General features: G+C 51.9%; 15 protein-coding genes and 1 riboswitch. Of the genes, 9 read left to right on the top strand and 6 right to left on the bottom strand.

The genetic code is table 11. The features are described 5' to 3' along the window. Window positions 1-39: 39 nt before the first annotated feature. Together GS535_RS09360 and GS535_RS09355 are read right to left on the bottom strand one after the other, a co-directional pair. Window positions 40-1,494 carry an amino acid permease gene (locus tag GS535_RS09360; RefSeq protein ID WP_160792444.1) on the bottom strand — a complete coding sequence of 485 codons (1,455 nt, stop codon included), beginning with the start codon at window positions 1,492-1,494 and terminating at the stop codon, window positions 40-42. A 203-nt stretch (window positions 1,495-1,697) separates the two neighbouring features. Continuing rightward, the gene (locus GS535_RS09355) at window positions 1,698-2,381 is read right to left on the bottom strand and encodes a TetR/AcrR family transcriptional regulator (protein ID WP_160792443.1); all 684 of its coding nucleotides are present in this window, start codon (window positions 2,379-2,381) and stop codon (window positions 1,698-1,700) included. 163 nt (window positions 2,382-2,544) lie between these two features. On the opposite strand from GS535_RS09355, the gene GS535_RS09350 reads away from it, so the two are divergent. Genes GS535_RS09350 through GS535_RS09335 form a run of 4 tightly spaced genes read left to right on the top strand, consistent with a single transcriptional unit; the run spans window position 2,545 to window position 8,713 of the window. Beyond that, complete coding sequence (locus GS535_RS09350; protein ID WP_160792472.1) at window positions 2,545-3,705, top strand: efflux RND transporter periplasmic adaptor subunit; 1,161 nt, start codon at window positions 2,545-2,547, stop codon at window positions 3,703-3,705. Window positions 3,706-3,711: 6 nt separating this feature from the next. Beyond that, on the top strand, window positions 3,712-6,882 hold the full coding sequence (locus tag GS535_RS09345) for an efflux RND transporter permease subunit (RefSeq protein ID WP_160792442.1): 3,171 nt from the start codon (window positions 3,712-3,714) through the stop codon (window positions 6,880-6,882). After that, on the top strand, window positions 6,882-8,345 hold the full coding sequence (locus tag GS535_RS09340; RefSeq protein ID WP_160792441.1) for an efflux transporter outer membrane subunit: 1,464 nt from the start codon (window positions 6,882-6,884) through the stop codon (window positions 8,343-8,345). Before GS535_RS09345 ends, GS535_RS09340 begins: the two co-directional genes overlap by 1 nt. A 23-nt stretch (window positions 8,346-8,368) precedes the next feature. Beyond that, window positions 8,369-8,713, top strand: a complete 345-nt coding sequence (locus tag GS535_RS09335) for a hypothetical protein (protein WP_160792440.1) — start codon at window positions 8,369-8,371, stop codon at window positions 8,711-8,713. Window positions 8,714-8,721: 8 nt separating this feature from the next. Here the strand turns inward: GS535_RS09335 and pnuC are convergent, their stop codons facing one another. The 3 genes from pnuC to GS535_RS09320 are packed head-to-tail and all read right to left on the bottom strand — an operon-like array spanning window position 8,722 to window position 12,761. Further along, a complete protein-coding gene (gene pnuC / locus GS535_RS09330) occupies window positions 8,722-9,309 on the bottom strand; it encodes a nicotinamide riboside transporter PnuC (protein ID WP_160792439.1) in 588 nt (195 codons plus the stop codon). Next, the gene (locus GS535_RS09325; protein ID WP_160792438.1) at window positions 9,302-10,414 is read right to left on the bottom strand and encodes a phosphotransferase enzyme family protein; all 1,113 of its coding nucleotides are present in this window, start codon (window positions 10,412-10,414) and stop codon (window positions 9,302-9,304) included. The genes pnuC and GS535_RS09325 overlap by 8 nt, the downstream gene beginning before the upstream one ends. Before the next feature lie 4 nt (window positions 10,415-10,418). Continuing rightward, the gene (locus GS535_RS09320) at window positions 10,419-12,761 is read right to left on the bottom strand and encodes a TonB-dependent receptor (RefSeq protein ID WP_160792437.1); all 2,343 of its coding nucleotides are present in this window, start codon (window positions 12,759-12,761) and stop codon (window positions 10,419-10,421) included. 87 nt (window positions 12,762-12,848) lie between these two features. Continuing rightward, window positions 12,849-12,957: riboswitch (TPP riboswitch) on the bottom strand. A 208-nt stretch (window positions 12,958-13,165) separates the two neighbouring features. On the opposite strand from GS535_RS09320, the gene rpe reads away from it, so the two are divergent. The 5 genes from rpe to GS535_RS09295 all read left to right on the top strand — a co-directional run bounded on the left by rpe (window position 13,166) and on the right by GS535_RS09295 (window position 18,653). Beyond that, window positions 13,166-13,825 (top strand): ribulose-phosphate 3-epimerase, encoded by a 660-nt coding sequence (rpe, locus tag GS535_RS09315; RefSeq protein WP_160792436.1) that lies wholly within the window; start codon window positions 13,166-13,168, stop codon window positions 13,823-13,825. Between the two features lie 80 nt (window positions 13,826-13,905). Next, window positions 13,906-15,435 (top strand): heparinase II/III family protein, encoded by a 1,530-nt coding sequence (locus GS535_RS09310; RefSeq protein WP_370518179.1) that lies wholly within the window; start codon window positions 13,906-13,908, stop codon window positions 15,433-15,435. Further along, entirely contained in the window at window positions 15,432-16,556 is a 1,125-nt protein-coding gene (locus tag GS535_RS09305) for a glycosyltransferase family 4 protein (protein WP_160792434.1), read from the top strand. The genes GS535_RS09310 and GS535_RS09305 overlap by 4 nt, the downstream gene beginning before the upstream one ends. A 91-nt stretch (window positions 16,557-16,647) precedes the next feature. Next, the gene (locus GS535_RS09300; protein WP_160792433.1) at window positions 16,648-17,217 is read left to right on the top strand and encodes a TetR/AcrR family transcriptional regulator; all 570 of its coding nucleotides are present in this window, start codon (window positions 16,648-16,650) and stop codon (window positions 17,215-17,217) included. Between the two features lie 878 nt (window positions 17,218-18,095). Next, a complete protein-coding gene (locus GS535_RS09295) occupies window positions 18,096-18,653 on the top strand; it encodes an OsmC family protein (RefSeq protein WP_160792432.1) in 558 nt (185 codons plus the stop codon). A gap of 50 nt (window positions 18,654-18,703) precedes the next feature. On the opposite strand, the gene tyrS is transcribed toward GS535_RS09295, so the two are convergent. Beyond that, complete coding sequence (gene tyrS, locus GS535_RS09290) at window positions 18,704-19,957, bottom strand: tyrosine--tRNA ligase (protein WP_160792431.1); 1,254 nt, start codon at window positions 19,955-19,957, stop codon at window positions 18,704-18,706. Between the last annotated feature and the right edge of the window lie 12 nt (window positions 19,958-19,969).

Raw genomic sequence — 19,969 nt, 5'->3', positions numbered from 1 at the left:
ACCCCCGGAGGCTTTATTCCTCCGGGGGTTTTTTGTGCGTTATTTTTCGTCGGATACTGTGCCGGGTTGTTTGCCTGCGCGCTTGAGGAGGAACCAACCAGCAAAGAAGATCAGGGCAAGTAATGGAATGCAGGCCACTGAAATCGTACCAGAAGGATAGTCAAACGCCATCATGACTAGGACGAGCGCGAGGAACGCGAGCGTTAGCCAGCCTGAATAAGGAGCGAATGGCATGGCAAAACCTGTTGGGGCAATTTTACCGAGGCGGATCGCTTTGTGCAGCTTGAGTTGACACATGACGATACAGGCCCATGTGCCCAAAATGCCGAGGGAGGAAATGCTGAGGACGATTTCAAAGACCTGTGTTGGGTAGAAATAGTTCAGCAGGACACCGATGAGGTAGATCACTAAGGTTGTCCCAATGGCAACATAGGGCACAGCATGGCGATTCATTTTGCTCATCGCACCAGGGGCTGATCCCCCAAGAGAGAGGGCGCGAAGGATGCGTCCTGTGGAGTACAGGCCGGAATTAAGGCTGGATAGAGCTGCTGTCAGCACCACAAAGTTCATAATGCTATCAGCACCCGGAAGGCCGAGCCGACTAAAGAAGGTGACGAAAGGACTTTCCCCTCCATGGTAGGAAGACCATGGGAGCACTAAGACGAGCAGTACGATAGACCCGACATAGAAGAGTATAATACGCCAAATGACGCTATTAATGGCACGTGGTACAACACTTTTTGCGTCATGGCACTCACCTGCTGCCACACCAATGAGCTCTGTTGCGGCATAGGCGAAAACCACACCTTGGATGAGCATCAGTGAGGCGACCATGCCATGGGGGAAAATCCCGCCAGACTGCGTGATGAGGTGCAGGCCCGGTGTATAACCGCCGACATGCGTGCCGCTGAAGAGCACAAAGCCACCAACGGCAAGGAATATCACAAGAGTGAGGACTTTAATCAGAGAGAACCAGAACTCGATCTCGCCAAAATAACGAACCCCTGTCAGGTTGACAGCTCCGACAACAATAAGAGCCCCGAGGGCGAGAATCCATTGTGGAACCCCGCCAAAAACGGGCCAATAATGGATGTACAGTGCAATGGCGGTGATATCGACAATCCCGGTCATGGCCCAGTTAAGGAAGAAGAACCAACCGGCAGCGTAGGCGGCGCCCTCCCCCAAAAATTCACGTGCGTAGGTCACAAAGCTCCCACTACTGGGGCGATACATAACCAGTTCCCCCATCGCGCGGAGGATCATAAAAGCGCAGAGACCACAGATAGCATAGCTAATCGCGAGTGAAGGCCCCGCAATTTGTAGTCGTGAGCCCGCCCCTAAGAAGAGCCCCGTACCGATGGCTCCACCAATGGCAATCATCTGCACATGACGTTGACTAAGGTCTTTCTGGTACCCTTCGTTACTCACGCGGTGATGACCGTCATCGACGGCACGTTCTTGCAGGGTTTCCTGATCATCAGGTGATATGGTCATAAAGCGATCCTGAGGGAAGGTGTCACGGAATGGTCTCTTTCTACGGTTTAAAAAGAGGACCTCTTCGCTCCTATCTTGGCAGGTATGTTCCTAGCGTATGGCGTATATACGATAGCTGTCAATTTTTGCCAATGATGAAGTGTTTTGAGAGCGTCCTTTCATAAAAGAGTAAAGATAAATGCCCTAGTAATATGGCTTTTCGTTTATTGTCTATGGGGGCGGCACCCATCTAAAAAGATTCGCACGCCTTCTCGAAGGAAACGGTGAAGCTGCTCGTCTGTACGAGGAGGAGAGCAATAGGTCAGACGGGAGAGCATAGGCGCCCCTAATGTCAGGCCGAAAAGATGGTCGGTCGCGTCCTGCGCATCCTCAAATTGTAGAACCCCGCGTTCTTTTTGGGAGATGAGCCATTGTTGCGTATCAAATTTACGCCCTGAGAGGTGAAACATGTCTTCCATAAGCTGTGCAATCATTGGAGAGCGCGTGGCTTCCCCAATAATGGCGCGTAACAAGCCAAGGCATTTCTCGTCTAACAGTTGTTTAGACATCTGTAGAACCAGGGCCATGAGTTGTGCCTCAATGTTTTCTTCTGAGCTAGGCTCGATGGAAAGTGGTGTAAAAAGCCGTTCAAGGAGAAGTTGTTCCATTAAAACACGTTTGGACGGGAAGACGAGATATACGGTCTTCTTAGACATGCCAGCATGACAGGCGATTTTGTCCATGGTGGTATGTTGATACCCTTGGGATTGGATGAGCTTGCAGGCTGTATCAAGAATGCGCGTGCGGCGGTCGTCATCCGAACAGCAACGGGTGTCCGACGTTGGTGACGGTGCGTCCGCCTTACTGTCAGACGATAATACTCTGTTGCGTTTAGGCGACAAAGGCACGGAAGTCCCCCTACTGGCTATAAAACGAGATTGACCTTTAACGTGGAAACTGATTAGTTTCCAGTCCTCAAGAAGGTAATGTTACAGAAATGCCTTCTATCCCTTAATCATTTTCTAAAGAGCTGCGGCACGCCCCATGTCTGTTTTTGTCTCTTCTTCACCGATGTTAGCCCGTTCTTCTTGGCTGTTACGTTGTGGAACAGCTGCTTTTTTGAGTGGGACCATCTTATTGAGTGGTTGCCAGAAAAAGGCTCCCCCAGCGAAGGCACCGCCTCAAAAAGTTGAGGTATATCGCCTGCATACCCAAAGTGTGACGATGGAGACGTCCCTTCCTGGACGTGTGGAAGCGTATGAACAAGCGCAGATTCGCCCCCAAGTCAGTGGTGTGATTGTCTCACGGTCGTTTGAAGAGGGAGCGGACGTTAAGGCAGGTCAATCGCTTTACCAGATCTATATCGCGCCATTCCAAGCGGCCTATGATCAAGCAAAGGGGCGTTTGATGGAGGCGCAGGCGAGTGCTCAACGTGCTGAGCAGCAGCTCAAACGCTATCGTGAGCTGGTGCAGGCGCGCGCGGTGAGCCAGCAGGATTACGATAATCTTCTCGCGACCACGCGACAGGCACAAGCACAGGTGATGCAGGGCAAAGCGGCGTTGGAAAGTGCTGCGGTGAACCTCAACTATACCCATGTAAAAGCCCCTATTGATGGGCGTATTGGGCGCACGCTCTATACGGAAGGGACGTTGGTGACGGCTAATCAGAGCATGCCGATCGCTGTCGTAACGCGGCTAGACCCGATTTATGTCGATGTGAACTTGGCCTCTGAAGATATGATCAGGCTGCGTCGTGAGCTCGCCCAAGGGCGTATTGAACGCCAAGGGAATGATGCGGCTGTGTCGCTCGAACTGCCTGATGGGTCATCTTATGGACAAACAGGGCGTTTAGCGCTTTCTGAAGTCACGGTGGATCCTGCAACGGGAACGCTGGTTATGCGTGCAGTCATGCCTAATGCAGACCGTCTTTTGTTGCCGGGCATGTTCGTCCATGCCCATGTGCATGAGGGTGTGGATCCGCACGGTTTGCTCGTGCCACAAGTTGCTGTGCAGCGTAATTCTAAGAGCGATCCTTATGTGATGGTCGTTGACCAAGATAATAAAGTGCATCTCCGTTCTATAACGATCGGTCGCACAGTTGGTTCTTCATGGCAGGTGATGTCTGGGTTGAGCGATGGGGAGCGCGTGATCGTCAAAGGTCTTCAGAAAGTACATCCTGATGCGGTGGTCTCTCCGCATGAGATCAGTGCTGAGCAAAGTGTGGTGGAGTAAAGCACGATGTCATTATCGCGTTTCTTTATCGACCGCCCGGTTTTTGCTTGGGTGGTGGGGCTGATCATCATGCTGGTCGGTGGCTTGGCCATCTTCCGTATGCCGGTTGCCCAATATCCTAGTATTGCCCCCCCGATGGTGGCCATTTCTGTGGATGATCCCGGTGCATCGGCTGATACGGTCAACAACACGGTTGTGCGGCCTATTTTGCAGCAGATGTCCGGGTTGGATCATTTGGAATATCTGTCGGCTCAATCCTACGGGAATGGGCATATGGAAATTGACCTGACCTTTGAGCAAGGGACGAATCCCGATATTGCTCAGGTGCAGGTGCAAAATAAATTGCAGCTTGCTCAGCCACGTTTGCCGCCTGAAGTGACAGCGCAGGGGCTGAGTGTGACCAAAGCCTCCCGTAACTTTATGATGGTTTTGGCCTTTATCTCTACCGATGGCAGCATGAGTGGTCAGGATATTGCTGACTACGTGTCCTCCAATGTGTCCGATCCGCTGTCACGTGTATCTGGGGTGGGGGATCATCAAATCTTTGGGTCTGAATATGCGCTGCGTATTTGGATGAATCCCGATAAGCTGTATCAATATGGCTTGACAGTTGCGGATGTTCAGCAGGCGGTTCAGGCGCAAAATATTCAGGTTGCTTCTGGTGAGCTGGGCGGTCTTCCTGCGCGCAAAGGCGTCGGGTTTGACGCGAACATCATTGGGCCGACACGCTTGAACTCGCCTGAGCAATTTGCCTCCATGCTGCTTAAAGTGCAGCAAGACGGTAGCCAGGTGCGGATGCGCGACATCGGCAATGTGGAGCTTGGGGCGCAGAATTACAGCTTAGATGCTGAATATAACGGCAAGCCTGCTGCGGCGATGGCGCTTAAATTGGCGCCAGGGGCAAACCAGATGACAACCGAAAAAGCCGTGCGTGAACGGTTGTCACAGCTTGAGCAGTTTTTCCCGCCTGGGTTGCAAGTACGTTACCCGCTGGATACCGAGCCCTTCATTACGCATTCCATTAGCGAAGTGATCGAGACGCTGGTTGAAGCGATCGCGCTGGTTTTCGTCGTGATGCTGATTTTCTTGCAGAATTTCCGCGCGACCTTGATTCCGACGATTGCGGTGCCGGTGGTGTTGCTGGGGACATTCGGGATTTTGTCAGCCCTTGGCTATACGGTGAACACGCTCACGATGTTGGCGATGGTGCTTGCTGTTGGGTTGCTCGTCGATGACGCCATCGTGGTGGTGGAAAATGTCGAGCGTGTCATGAGTGAGAAGAAACTACCGCCTAAGGAAGCGGCTCGTGTCTCTATGGATGAGATTTCGGGCGCTCTGGTGGGGATTGTGTTGGTTTTGAGTGCCGTGTTTTTGCCGATGGCGGCGTTTAACGGGTCCACAGGGGTTATTTATCGCCAGTTCTCCATCACAGTTGTTGCGGCTATGTGGCTCTCTGTGTTGGTGGCAATGGTGATGACGCCAGCCTTGTGTGCGACCATGCTCAAACCACTTCATGGTGAGGTAACATTTAAGCCAGCGCGATGGTTTAATTATTGGTTTGATCGTCTAACCGACCGTTACGTGGGAGGGGTCAAGCGTTTGGTCCATTTCCGTTGGATCGGGATGGTGGCTTTTCTCATTATTACGGTTGTAACGGTTTTCTTTTTTGGTCGTGTCCCCGGTGGATTTTTGCCTGATGAAGATCAGGGAATTATCTTTGGGCAAATCACAATGCCTTCAGGGGCAACGCAACAGCAGACAGCCGCGGTTAATCGTAAAATTTCGGATTATATTCTCGCGACGTATCCTAAGGACGTGGAATCCGTCTTTAGTGCCAATGGGTTTAGTTTTGCGGGACAAGGGCAAAGTGCTGGTGCGTTCTTTATCCGCTTGAAACCGTGGGATGAACGCCCGGGTTCTGCGCGGTCGTCTATGACGATTGCTAACGGGATTATGAAGCATTTTTGGGGAGACCCAGATGCGCAGATCTTTGCGGTTAACCCTCCTCCTGTGATGGAACTCGGCAACGGGACGGGCTTTGACGTTGAACTTGAAGATAACGCCCATCTTGGCCATCAGGCTTTGCTGGCAGCGCGTAATAAGTTGCTAGCTGCGGCTGGGAAAGACCTTCTTTTGGTTGCTGTTCGCCCAATGGGGATTGAGGATGCGCCGCAATATGTGCTGGATATCGATCGGGAGAAAGCCAATGCGTTGGGGATCTCCAATGATGCGATCAATAACACGATCCAAGGGGCCCTTGGATCGATCTATGTGAACCAATTTACACGGAGTGACCGTGTAAAGCAGGTGTATATCCAAGGTGATAGCGCGAGCCGTATGCGCCCAGAAGACCTGAAACGGTGGTATGTGCGCAATAACACAGGCGGTATGGTGCCCTTTAACGTATTTGTTTCAGGCCATTGGATCGTCGGCCCTCAAAAAGTGGAAAACTATAATGGGTTAAACTCTTTTGAGTTGCAGGGTCTTCCCGCTTCTGGTGTGAGCTCCGGTGCGGCGATGGCTGAGATGGAACGGCTTATGAGTAAGACGTTGCCTGCGGGCATTGGCCATGAATGGACAGGTATTTCTTACGAGCAACGGGCTTCTGGTTCATCGACTGGGCCGCTCTATGCGTTGGCAACGATTGTGATCCTTTTCTGCTTGGCGGCTTTGTATGAAAGCTGGGCGATCCCGATTTCTGTGCTGCTCGTGCTGCCATTGGGGGTTCTTGGCGCTATTTTGGCAACCTTGGGACGTGATCTGGCGAATGATGTGTACTTCCAAGTTGGGTTGCTGACGACGGTTGGTTTGTCAGTGAAGAACGCCATTCTGATCGTGGAGTTTGCGAAAGCCTTCTATGAAGGAGGTGATAGCTTGGAAGACTCCGTGCTTAAAGCAGCGCGTGAACGACTGCGCCCTATTTTGATGACCTCAATTGCTTTTGTCTGCGGGGTATTCCCGTTGGCTGTAGCAACAGGGGCAGGTTCAGCGGCGCGTGTGGCGATCGGTACCTGTGTGGTTGGCGGCATGGTGTCGGCAACGCTGTTGGCGGTGTACTTCGTTCCGCTCTTCTTTGTGGTGGTACTGCGTCTCTTCAAGGTTCAGCGCTTGAGCGAGCGTCGTGCAGCTGAGGAAGCCGCTCTTAAACAGATGAAGGCCGAAGAGGGAGGTCATTAATGCGCCGTTTCGTTACAGGATTAGGGCTGTCATCCTTATTGCTTGCGTCGGCGTGCAATATGTCGCCAACCTATCATCGCCCATCGTCGGAGGTGTCTGCAGCTTATCCAAAGGATAGTTATGCCAGCGGAAAGGCTGCACCGCGTCCTGCGTCTGACCTCGGATGGGAAGACTTCTTTACTGATCCGCGCCTTAAAAAGCTCATTGAGCTGACGTTAGACAATAACCGTGATTTAGCGGCCCAACTCGCGACGGTTGTGGATCAGCGTGGCCAGTATCAAGTCCAAAATGCGGCACTCTTCCCTACTATTGGGGTAGGGGGGGCTGCGCAGTACGTAGCGCCTTCTAAAACGGCGGGGTTCTCCTTTGCGCCGGGTTCAGGACGTAATATCTCTACGCTGCGTTTCTATCAAACCTCCATTGGGTTCTCGTCATACGAGATTGATCTGTGGCAACGTGTGCGGAACTTGTCACGCACGCAAAAAGAGCAGACGCTTAATGCGGTAAGCAATCTCCGGAATCTATGGATTACCACTGTGTCGCAGGTGGCAGAGACCTATATTCAATGGCTCTCTGACCGTCAGCTTTTAGCACTGGCACAACGGACGTACGAAACGCGGCAGCGCACTTGGGCGCTCACGAAGCTGTCCTACGACCATCATCAAGTTGACGCGCTGACCTTGGCACAAGTGAGTGCGCAACGTGATGAGGCGGAAGCCGATATTGCGCGTTTGACACGGGCCGTAGCTGACGATGCCCATGGGATTCAGCTGCTCGTTGGTAAACCTTTGCCGAACGACCTGCCTCCGCCGGCTCCGATGGGCGCGCAGACCATGATGACAGACCTTCCTGAAGGATTGCCGTTTGATCTGCTGGCTCAACGTCCTGATATTGAGGCTGCAGAACATACCCTCAAAGGGGCCAATGCTTCCATTGGGTCGGCGCGTGCTGCCTTTATGCCGCGGATTACCTTAACGGCGAATGAGGGAACGAGTGCGTTGATGTTCCGTAAGGTCTTTACCAGCATGGCAGAGACGTGGGGGGTATCGCCTAATATCAGTATTCCTTTGCTGACATGGGGGCAAAATCAGGGGAATTTGCGTTCTGCTCATGCTCAACTGGCCAAAGCCGCTGCGCAGTATCAGAAGGCTATTCAGAACGCTTTTCGCGAGGTTGCTGATGCGTTGACAGCCCGTGAAACGTACCGTGATCAAGAAGCGTCTATGAGGCGCTATGTGGCGGAGGCACAGCAGGCTTACGATTTGGCCCAGATGCGCTATCATGCAGGAATTGATAGTTATTTGACGACCTTAGAGCAGGAACGTCAGCTTTATGCAGCGCAACAGTCGCATATTGTCGTTCAGGCTGCGCGGTTCCAGAATATCGTAACGCTTTATCGAGCGTTAGGCGGTGGTTGGACGCGTGCCAGTGTTAAACCGTCAGCATCGGCTGGCACGAAGTAAGAGGGAGAGAACCCATGCGGTGTATGAGGCACGCACTGTTAGGCGGTATAGCGGTGTTGAGCACGATTGGAGCCGCATGGGCCGATGATGGTGATCAGCATAAACAGCCGAGCATGCATCAGCTCTATCGCTCGTCTTCTTTGCCTCATGCAGCGGCAGATTTCAGCATGTTTCATTTTGTGCCGCGAGGAGACAAAATGGTGGAGGAGCCGGAGCATGGGCGCCTCCTCTTCCGCACAAAAGGTGGGGAACCTGATGGGTTTGCTGAACGTCGTGGGGGCGCTATCGTTTATTATGACCGTCGTGGTAAGGCGACCCGTGTTCAACGTTTAACGCCAGATGAAATTGACCGCCTTATTCAGCATTAACGCTGATGTTAGGCGGCATTCTGACGGGGGCGCCATGTCGCGTAGCCATAAAGGGCGAGGGCGATAAAAAAGCCATAGAGAAGCGCGGTCGGGTAAAGAGCGCGTGTTATAAACAGCCCTGTATAGACGAGATCAATCACAGCCCAGAGCAGCCAGCTTGCGCGGTGGCGTCGTGCTGTCCAAAGTTGGGCAAGTAAGCTCGCGCTGCTCAGGGAGGCATCTAAGACCGGCGTGGGATCATCGCTCCACTGTTGCAGAGCAACGCTCCAGCCCCAAGCGAGTAGGATGCTGAGGCCTGCGCCAATGAGCGCCATGCGGATAGATAAAGGCCGTGCTGGAAGAGTTTCCGTATGGTTGGTGGGGGTTAGGGCTACTGTGCGGCGGTCTCGTGCCCACAGAAACCATCCATATCCAATGCCAAGGCAGAAGACGCCTTGCAGGGCGACATCGGCATAAAGGCGAGCCTGCCAAAAGACCCAGCTATAGAGGAGCGTCGCGATGAGTGAGACCGGCCAGCTCCAGAGAGAGCGACGGGCCGTGAGGCCGACGCCGATAGCGCTTAGAACTGCAGAGAGTGTTTCGATCTCATTAGGCATAAGGGGCTAATGCGTAAAGCAACCCTTGCCCGGCGGAGCTATGGAACCAGCGTGCATGGCCGAGGAGATAGCCATGATAGGCAATGTCTGCATGGGCTTGGTCACCCAGTAAATACCCGTAATAGGCGATCTCTGAGAGTGCGAAGGTAATGTGGCAGAGTGGTAAGAGCGACGCGACCAATGCATTGCGTGCGGCTGTGCGTGGGCAATGGTGATTATACGCGTCTAGGAAATGTTCGATTTGTTCATACGCGATTGGGTGGGAAGAATTCGGTGCCATCCAACGGATAAAGCTACGCTCAAGCGCGACTGCAAGATCGAATTCTGCGCAGCTTAAATTGCTCATCCCGAAATCAAAAATGCCATACACGTGGTCTCGATGCCATGTGAGGTTTGAGCCGTGCCAATCACCATGGCCCCATAGCGGTGTCATGCAGTCGCGTAGGGAGAGAAAGTGCTGGTGGAAGGGCGTGACGAGTGGAAGTAGCTCATCCAGCCAGTTTGCAGGGAGATGGGCGGAAAGGCCAGGCTGGGTGAGTACCCAGTGACGAAGGCTTTCACCAAGGTCTTCGTGTAGGAGCGGCTCCATACATGAGGTGAGTAAGCATGGCGAACGCGATGGGGCATGGTAATGGCTACTGGCTTGGTGGAGGCGTGCCAGCATTGCGCCGGCAGAAGCGGCATGTTGGATGTTATGGTAAGGCTCCCACGAACGTGTGGTGTGATAGAGGTCGTCTCCTTTTAGAAGGGGAAAGACTTCAAAAACGCCATTGCCGGCAATGAGGGTGCTAAGCTGTTGATGGTCGCGTAGCGGGGCGCAAACGGGAAGGCCTTCCGCTAAGAGATGCTCGATAAAGCGGTGCTCGTCAGTCAAACTATCCGCAGGGCGAAGGCGGTAATCATGACGTTTGATAAAGACTTCATAGCCGTCGTCTAAGCGAATAATCCCTGCTGAGGAAAATGGGCGCTCACTTTGCCAGCTGATCGGACGATGAGCAGCTGGGGAGAGGCCAAACCCTTTGAGAACATGACGAATGTCGTGTTCTTGCAAAGGGGGCCAGTCGCTGACTTTATGGCTTTCATCAATACCGAGCGCGATGGACATGGTGTTAGAATCCTGTTGAAGCCGTAAAAAGCACCGCAAACCCACCGCCAATATAATAATTGGGGCTTGTTCCGGCGATGCTGCTTCCATGAATGCCGCGGGTTGTGTGGGCATTGAATTGTGTGGAGCTAACCCCGGAAAGATAGTGCTGATTGGTGATGTTGAGGAAGTTCAGGCGCATTGTTGGTTTATTGAGAATACTGACATTCGAGAAACGATACCCCATAGAAAGATCGGCTGTTGTGTAAGAGGGCATGCGTTCGTCGTTCATGAAAGTCGCGTATTGTTTACCTGTGTAATGAGCCGTGATCATGCCAAAGAGGCGGCCGTCATCATAACGCAACCCCATAGCGGCTTGCACGTGCGGACTACGCACGGCTGTTTTGCCTTTTGTGGGGAGGACATCCCCATTGGAGGGAAGATTGTTATCAATCGTCGCGTGGAGATACTCAAAAGAGACATAAGGGCTGATATGGTGCCATGGGCGTGTGCCGATCTCGGCATCCACCCCGCGTGAGGTTTGGCCGCCTGCATTGACGGAGTAGGACATCGTGCCCGTACTGTTTTGGGTGGTTACCTGTCGGTTGGTAAAGTTATAGTTAAAGAATGTCACACTTCCTGTGATCCATTCTCCTGTGCGGCGATAGCCAATTTCTTCGGAGATGGAATATTCGTTTTTAAGATTGCTGGTTCCAATCCCTGCGCGATCAGGTGATGTAAGCGCAAAAGTGTCGTAATACGCCGTTACGGCGGGTGCTCGGAAATTGGTGGTTGCATTGAGGAAGAGTTGATCACGCGGGGTAATGGACCACCGCATGCCAAAGCGAGGAAGAGGCTCTGCGCTGTTGGAGGTTACGTTATGCTGCGGGCCAGGGAGGGCATTCGTGCCCCAGCGGGAGAGCATGATTTCTTTAAAGCCGAGATCAAAGGTGAGGCGGTCTTTAAAGAGAGAGATATGGTCGCCAAGAAAGAGCGCATTAACCTGCGACATAGTATGGAAGCTGCCAGCGAGTAACCGCTGCCCATCTTGGAGAAGAACACGATCACGGCTTTTATCGGCCCAAATATTACCAGAATATCCGTTGCTTTGTACGGTCGTAAAAGGTTGTTGTTCATTATCGTCTGTATAGTCATACCAATAGCCGAGGACGATATCATTCCACCCATATCGGGCATGAAGTGCAGCGTTAAAACCTGAACGATAGCTGCGTTGGTTGGAATCCCACCGTATGGGGGCGTTTCCGTTTTGTGCACCGGGGAGGTTGAGTGTTTCATTGACCGGCTGGGTGCCGAGATAATTTCCTGTTGTGCCCAGTGTGGAGCCGGATGGGAAGTTCCCATAAGCACTTTGAGCGTAAGGTGTTAGATCAAAGGAAAAATGATGCGATAGCCTGAAATGCATTGGTGCACCGATATAGAATGTTTCTTCAGGGTCGCGCCAAAGCTTCCAATAATCAGTTCCTTGAGCCGCATTATTAGGGTCGTATCTTTTGGCTTGATTGATATGGATGCCGGAGCTGTGCCATTGATCCAGTGTGGCATGGGGGTAATAGCTGGTGATTGCGCGGTTCCATGACCCCAAGAAGCTCATGCGGTTTTCTTGTCCCCATTCTTTGAGGAATTTGAAGTCCACATGTTGGCGGTCATCATGGCCGGCTCCTCGCCAATTATCGGTATGGCTGTTGGAGTAAGACGCAAAAGCGCGCACACCGGTATGCCCGATCTCTCCGGTTTCTAGTCGGAGGAAACCGCGTCGCATATTATAGGATCCGTAGGAGAAAGAGGCCATCCCGCCGGGTTTGAAGGAAGGATCAAGGAAGTGGAGCGACATCAGCCCGCCTGCTGCATTCAGTACAGGGCTGTTTAAGTCTGCAGAGCCTTGTTGGAGGCCGACTTCGCTATAATTTTCTGTATCGGCAAATTGGCTAGGATAGCCGCCATAATAGGCGATGTCATTAAGAGGCATGCCTTCTAGGACATAGCCCAGCGCATCGCCATTAAGGCCACGGACGCTCAGATTCGTTTGGGGAGAGATTCCAAATGGATCAGAGGTGGCGACATTGGCACCGGGTAACATAGATGCAAGTTGGAAGGCCGTTGCACCCGGGGGTTGAATATCCATATAGGCCCGATCCACCACACTGCGTGCTTGGCTGCCATGTTGAGGGCGGATCAGTCCGCCACCACTAGCCGCTTGTTGTGAACCATGAGCGACGAGATGTTCTACCCCGTGTGGGGGAGCGGAGCGCTGTGTATGGGGGGAGTGATCCCGTTTTGTATCAGCACGCGCAGGACAGCAGAGGTTAAGCAGGCACAATGTGGTTGATAAGGTCAGGAAGGTGCGCATCAAGCTCTTCTTGTTACCATAAGATAAAGAAGACCCAGCGCAAGAACGGCGTTAGTTCAGGGGAAGCAGCCTGTGGTTTCTTATCAGGCGCGTGCTGTTTTCCTGTCCCTTCGCCGGTATGAGCCGGATCAGGTTCAAAGGGTTCGGGTTCGTACCGTCTCAGCCCCATTGATATGGGACGCCCCTCGGATGAGGAGTAAGAATAAAGAAAAGTCTCTGGTCTGTCTATCGTTGAAGAGAAGGGCTCTTATTAAGAAAAGAAAGGGGCTATTCGCATTTAGAAATGGGGATTACTCTTTTAACGATATGCTGAGGGTCTTCATGGTAAAGTCTCTTGCAAGAGGGGCTGTGGTTGCCAATATTGAGGACATAATTACCCCCTATTGTGACATCATGGAGGATACATGCCAATTATTGCCCCAAGCCTTCTTGCTGCGGACTTCTCAAATTTACGGCATGAAATGCAGGATGTGTCCTCTGCTCCTTGGATTCATCTTGATGTGATGGATGGGCATTTCGTCCCCAATATTTCTTTTGGTATGCCTGTTATCAAAGCATTACGCCCTCATAGCCCGGCAAAGTTTGATGCACATTTAATGGTAGAGCCGGTGGACCCTTTGTTAGAGGCTACGGCTAAAGCCGGTGTTGACCATATTACAGTGCATGTGGAGGGCAATCCCCATCTTCACCGTACGCTGCAAACGATTCATGCGCTTGGCTGTAAAGCTGGTGTTGCGATCTGCCCGGCCACACCGCCAGAGGCTCTGTCTTATGTGATGGATCTTGTTGATATTATTTTGGTCATGACCGTGAATCCGGGCTTTGGTGGACAGAAGTTCCTCGACAGCCAGGTGCCTAAGGTGCGGACGCTGTCAAAGATGATTGCTCAAAGCGGGCGGGATATCGTCCTTGGTGTGGATGGTGGGATTGATGCCACGACAACACCACGCGTGACAGAAGCCGGGGCGACAATGTTGGTGGCAGGGTCTTCCATCTTTGGAAAAGAAGACCGAGCCGCTGCGATTGCAGCCCTTGAGCAAGCGTCGGTTTCTGCCGTGCCCTGATGTTTTGGAGTGATTGTTGGCGCCGCCTGAAGGTCGCTTTTGCGCATGTGCCGTTACGCCGGAAGGCGTCGGTTTACCCTGTGTTTCTTTATCGAGACACGGGGCAGGGGGATATTGAGCAAGGCATCAGGCTTGCCAATGGTCACTTTGTTTTTGATGGGCGTTCCTATCGTCTGCCAGCCCGTACAACGTGGGCGGAGCCATGGCCCGCGGACGTGAAGCGTTGGGTTTATAGTTTTGTCTGGCTGCGTGACTTGCAGGCGCTGGGTAGTAACGAAGCGCGGCTTACAGCACGCACGCTGATTGCTTCATGGATTGCCCATACACCTCATGACCCGATTGCCCAAGAAGCCCCGGTCTTGGGGCAACGTCTGGCGAGTTGGCTGGGGCATTATGAGTTTTGCTTGCTCACCGCAAAAGATGTGCTTCAAAAACAGGTTATGGAGGTCATACGGCGAGATGGCCGTGTTTTAGCGGCGTTATTACCGCTTCCCCCTCATGGATGGCGAGGACTTTTGGCGCTGCGAGGGCTTTTAGCGGCGTTTATGGCTGTGCCAGACCAAGAGGGTTTTTTCCTACGCTACCAGCGTTATTTTCCACACGAGCTTGAGCGTCTCATCGGTGCTGATGGTGTTGTGGCCGATCGCAGTCCGGAAGCACAGTTTCAGGCTGTGCAAGAGCTGTCGAGCATGATTGCGATGTTTAATGCATTGCAGCTGCCTGTGCCACCGTTGATGTCAACAACGCTCGCACGAATCTGTCCTGTATTACGCGCTTTTTGTCATGGTGATGGGTGCTTAGCGGTGTTCAATGGAGCGACTGAGCGCACAGAGGATGATCTCGCGCGTGTGTTGGAGCGAGCAGAACGATATAAAGTGATTGCGTCCTCTGTCTCAATGGGCGGTTTTATACGCCTGACGTTAGGGCAGTCCTTGCTCTTTGTTGATGCCGCTCCTCCACCGTCTCTTGGTCATGATCGAGACGCGCATGCAGGTACGTTATCGTTTGAGTTTTCCCATCATTGTCATCGTCTTCTCGTGAATTGTGGCGCTTCTTTAGGTGGCGCTTGGAAACAGGCGATGCGAGAGAGTGCAGCGCATAATGTGTTGGTCGCTGATGATCTTTCATCGTCCGATTTTGGCCGAGATGGGCATGTGTCACGTCGTCCATCGCAGGTCGAGTGCCAGCATCGGAGTAACGATGAGGCGCATTGGCTCGATCTCTCTCATAATGGGTACTATCCTTCCCTTGGCGCAACTTGGTCTCGGCAGCTTTACCTCGGCCAAAATGGTGAAGATTTGCGTGGGTGCGATATTATAGAGGGGGAACGTGATGTGCGTTTTATCGTGCGTTTTCATGTGCACCCGGACGTGCGTGTTGTGCAGGAAGAGTGCGATATTATTCTTCATGCTGGCGAGGAGATTTGGCGTTTTTGCCAAGCAGGTGGGATGTTGTCGGTTGGCGACGACGTCTATCTAGGCCGCGGGCATCCAGAGCCCAGCCGTCAAATTGTGATTGCCTCACGTGGTGGGCGCGATGTGCAGACGGACGACAAGCCTCATAAACGTCAGCAGAAAGTCTCGTGGATGCTGGAGCGCGTACCCGCGTGAAGATACTTGAAATCACGAATGTCGATTTCGCGTTAAAGCGGTTTCTTCTCCCGCTTATGAGGGCTTTGCGGGCTGAAGGACATGAGGTGCACGGCGTTTGTGCTGATGGGCCTGATATTGAGGCTGTGCGGCATGAAGGGTTTACCGTCCATACGGTGCCGATGGCCCGCTCATTGTCGCCGAGAGCACAGATACGTGCAGTGAAGGCACTGTGGCACTTGATACGCCTAGAAAAGCCCGATCTTGTTCATGCGCATATGCCTATTAGCGGTGTATTAGCTCGCCTTGTTGCATGGGCATGTGGTGTGCCGGTGATTGCTTATACAGGGCATGGTTTTCTGTACCGTCAACCGGGGCCGCTATGGCGCGTCTGCTTAGGGGTGTTGGTGGAGTGGTGCGCAGGGCGGGTGACAGACCGCTACATGACGGTCTCTCATAGTGATGCTCAAGCCGCCCGGCAGTTAGGTTTTCATCGTTGCCCTATAGCTGTAGGGAATGGGCGGCCTTCGACACAGTACCGGCCTGACCGTCAGGTCAGAAAAGCTTTTCGTGACAGGCTTAATGTGCCTGAGGATCGTTTTATCGTGCTGATGGTTGCGCGTTTGGTACGCCATAAAGGGTTGCCTGAGCTGCTTCAAGCTATGGCTATAGTGCCTCAAGCAGAGTTATGGCTCGTGGGGGAGCGATTGCCGAGCGATCATGGGGACGATATGGCCTGTATTTTAGCGGCAGCGCAACAGACGTTGGGATCTCGATTGCGTGTATTCGGTGCGCGGGATGATGTGGTGTGCTTTATGCAGGCGGCAGATCTTTTTGTGCTCCCGAGTTTCTTTGAGGGGCTGCCGATGGTGATTGTTGAGGCTATGTTGTGCGGCCTTCCTGTCGTTGCGAGTGATATTCCCGGCCCGCAAGAGCAGATTGTAACAGGGGAGACAGGCTGGCTTGTCCCTGCAGGAGATTCCCTGGCTCTTGCACGAGCGATTGCTTGGATGATCTATCATCCTCAAGAGTGTCAGCAGATGGGGCAGACTTCTCGAAAACGTGCATGCTCTTGTTATGAGGAAGAGCACGTTCTTACGCGCATGGTGCAGATTTTAGCGGGGCCGAAACAGAAAATGTGATTTACTAGCGCAACAGTAGGTTTGTTAGTTGAGAAAACCTTTGTCGGGAGAGAGTTGTAGTTTCGTTTTCCACCTACTAATAGATAGTCCTATGATGCCAACGAAAGAAAAACTTTTACGGGAAGCGGCTTTGTTTATGAAAGGCCGCGGATACTCAGCATTTAGCTACGCTGATTTGGCTGAAAAAGTGGGTATCCGTAAAGCAAGCATTCATCATCATTTCTCCACAAAGGAACGATTGGGTGAGCTTGTTGTCCAGCGGGCGATAGAAGATACTCAAAAATATTTTGAAGATGTTGAAGAATCGTCGAATTATATTGTTGAGAGATTGAGAGCGTATATGCTCCTATTTTCTGAAGGGTATCAAGAAAAAAGATTGCCACTCTGCTGTGTATTGTCAGTGGATATGGCTAATTTACCGGATAGTATTAAGAAAAAGGCTAAGATATATTTCGAAATTCAAATCAACTGGTTGACGCGTATTGTGCAGCAAGGGCGTGAGGTCGGTGATATTGTGTCATCGTGTGATCCGGCGTGTGCTGCTTTGACAATTTTTACCATGTGTGAAGGGGCGAGTGTGGTCGCGCGTGCTATTGAGAATGCAGATATTTTCGATAGTACGTTTAATGAAATTGTGAAAATCTTTGTTCAGAAGGCATAAAACGAGCGAAGGTCATGGGATTGCACGGGAAGTATCAATGACGTCCAGTGCTGACATGTTTTGGTGAGAGAAAAACCCTGTGATGAGGATAACAGAGAGGAAAGACGGTGCGGTCGTTTCATATCGGGTTGCGCCAGCCTTTCATTCCTTGAGATTTTCTCATAAGTTTTCAACCAGATGGCGGTGTCTATAGGCTCATTTTGGGCACGTAACTTCAGGCTTATCTTGGTGTGGCCGGATGGTGGGTCAAGTCCCAGGGTTCCAGGGATTTTCATGGGATTTGTGTGAGGTTCTCCTCAACGGTTGTAGACGACATACATCGGCGAGCGAGGTAGATCAGCAAGTAGAGCCTAAGCACATGGCAGTTGGTGAGCCTATCCGGGGGGAAAGTGTGAAGGATAGTGCTTCTGCTGCGTCCATCAGTGGTTACACAGACCTCGGAGCCAAAGCCTTTGCCTTAACCGGCCAAGGGCTTCATGATCTTGATAGTATTTCCCTTTTAAGCACTCCCGGCCGCCTTGTAATAGGTATGGATTATTGTGCCATCAAGCAAAACCATGCCCAGTGCGTGATCCTTACGGCTGATCAGTTTGCCATACACAAAGCTTCGCCTATCGAACAGATAATGAGGAATTTCATTCTTTTAATAAAGAACAGAGCCTAGAATTACATTCTTTTCACATAAATATATTTAAAATAACGTCATCAATCTATCTTTAAAAGTTAATATTCTTAATTTTTCTGTTTTTTTCTTTTAGAACCTCAGTATATTTCTGCGCTAAAATTAAAAAATTATTTAAATTTAAAGGGATGTTTTTAAGAATAACTACCTACTAATAGGTAGGCAGTTATCACTGATATATTATGGAGAGACCATCATGACGCAGTCAGCACGCCCATATGTTGATAATAATGCTTTGCAAGAGGCAACGCGGGCGGTCTCAGCAACACCGGAACTCGGTCGTGTTACCTTCACCTTAAAAGGGACAGCGCAAGGGGGTATTGCGGTGCAAGGTGTAACAGGGCCCCTTGTGCAAGGTAGAAATGTGGATAGTAGTCGTGCAGGGCGCTTTACTTTAAAAGGCGACGAACCTCATGCGTTGCTGGGGCACGATACAGGGGTTAGTCCTGCTGAATATATTCTGATGGGATTAGCAGGATGTTACACTGTTGTGCTGACAACGCAGGCCGCTCAACGAGGGTGGGAGCTGTCCGGCATTGAGCTTAAGTTGTCGTTCGATCTGGATTTGCGTGGTTTCCTCGGTTTAGACCCTACGGTTAGGAAGGGGGCACAGGCAATTCATGCCGACATTCATGTAACAGGGGAGGGGCTTACAAAAGAACAAGTGGAAGAGTTGGTACGTGCGTTACCGGAACACTCACCTATTCATGATACGCTCGCGAATCCTGTGACCATTATCCCAAGGGTCGTGTAACGCCAAAGAAATTTTAGGGCTTATGAGTAAATAAGCCCTAAAATCTGTTATTATGTTGGCGTAACCAGCAGATGTTTTTTGCGCCCAGAAGAGAGCTTGATTTTCCCTTCATGAGCGTCTTCTTGAGTGACGATCTGGTTCTCGTCTTGAATAACGACGTCATTGAGCCGAGCGCCGCCACCGCGAATGAGACGCCGTGCCTCACCACCACTTTTGGCTAATCCTGCCTCCGCAAAGAGCTTGAAGGCTGGGAGCCCTTCATGGAACAAAGAGGCGGGGAGTTCTTTTTCAGGCAGAGCGGCTTGTGTGGCCCCTTGCTCGAAAACTTTTCGTGCGGCTTCTGCAGCGTCTTCTGCGGCGGCACGTCCGTGGCAGATCGCTGTTGCTTCTGTTGCGAGGATTTTCTTAGCATCGTTGATGGCAGCCCCTTCAAGGGCACCGAGGCGTTCACATTCCTCCACGGGCAAGTCGGTAAAGAGCTTGAGGAACCGCCCGACATCCGCATCTTCTGTGTTTCGCCAGAACTGCCAATAGTCGAAGACGGGGAGTTTTTCAGCACTGAGCCATCGTGCTCCACTGGCAGATTTCCCCATTTTTGCACCGGAGGCCGTCGTAATCAGTGGTGTGGTGAGGCCAAAAAGGCGGGCGCTATCGGTGCGTCGCCCGAGTTCGATCCCTGAGACAATATTGCCCCATTGGTCTGACCCGCCCATCTGCAACACAGCGCCATGACGACGGTACAGTTCACGGAAATCATAGGATTGCAAAATGGAGTAATTAAACTCCAAGAATGTCAGCCCTTGCTCACGCTCAAGCCGTTGCTTCACACTCTCAAAAGAGAGCATACGGCTGACAGAGAACTGCACACCGACATCTTGGAGAAGGTCGATGTAAGAAAGTTTATCAAGCCAGTCCGCATTGTTAACGAGGCGGCATTGTTCGTTGGAAAAATCCAAGAACTGCCGTAGCGACCCCTCAATTCCCTTCAGATTACGGGCGATGGTGTCTGCGGTCATTAAAGAGCGTGCTTCATCGCGGAAGGACGGATCACCAATTTTCGCTGTGCCTCCACCCACGAGGGCGATCGGGCGATGGCCGTGCTTTTGGAGCAGACGCAACAGCATAATGGGCAGTGCACTGCCGACATGCAGGGAGTCGGCTGTAGGGTCAAAACCGATATAGGCCGTGATGGGCCCTTCCTGCATGCGTGCATCTAGCCCCTCAAGGTCCGTGCACTGAAAGATCATGCCACGCGCTTGGGCCTCTTGGAGGAAGGGGCTTTTGAGCGTTGGACTTTGGGACATGAGGCTGTCTTT

The organism is Saccharibacter sp. EH611 (assembly GCF_009834765.1).
Classification (GTDB): Bacteria; Pseudomonadota; Alphaproteobacteria; order Acetobacterales; family Acetobacteraceae; genus Saccharibacter.
Note: the sequence above shows the minus strand (reverse complement) of the source record. Positions and strands in the feature narration are given on the sequence as shown.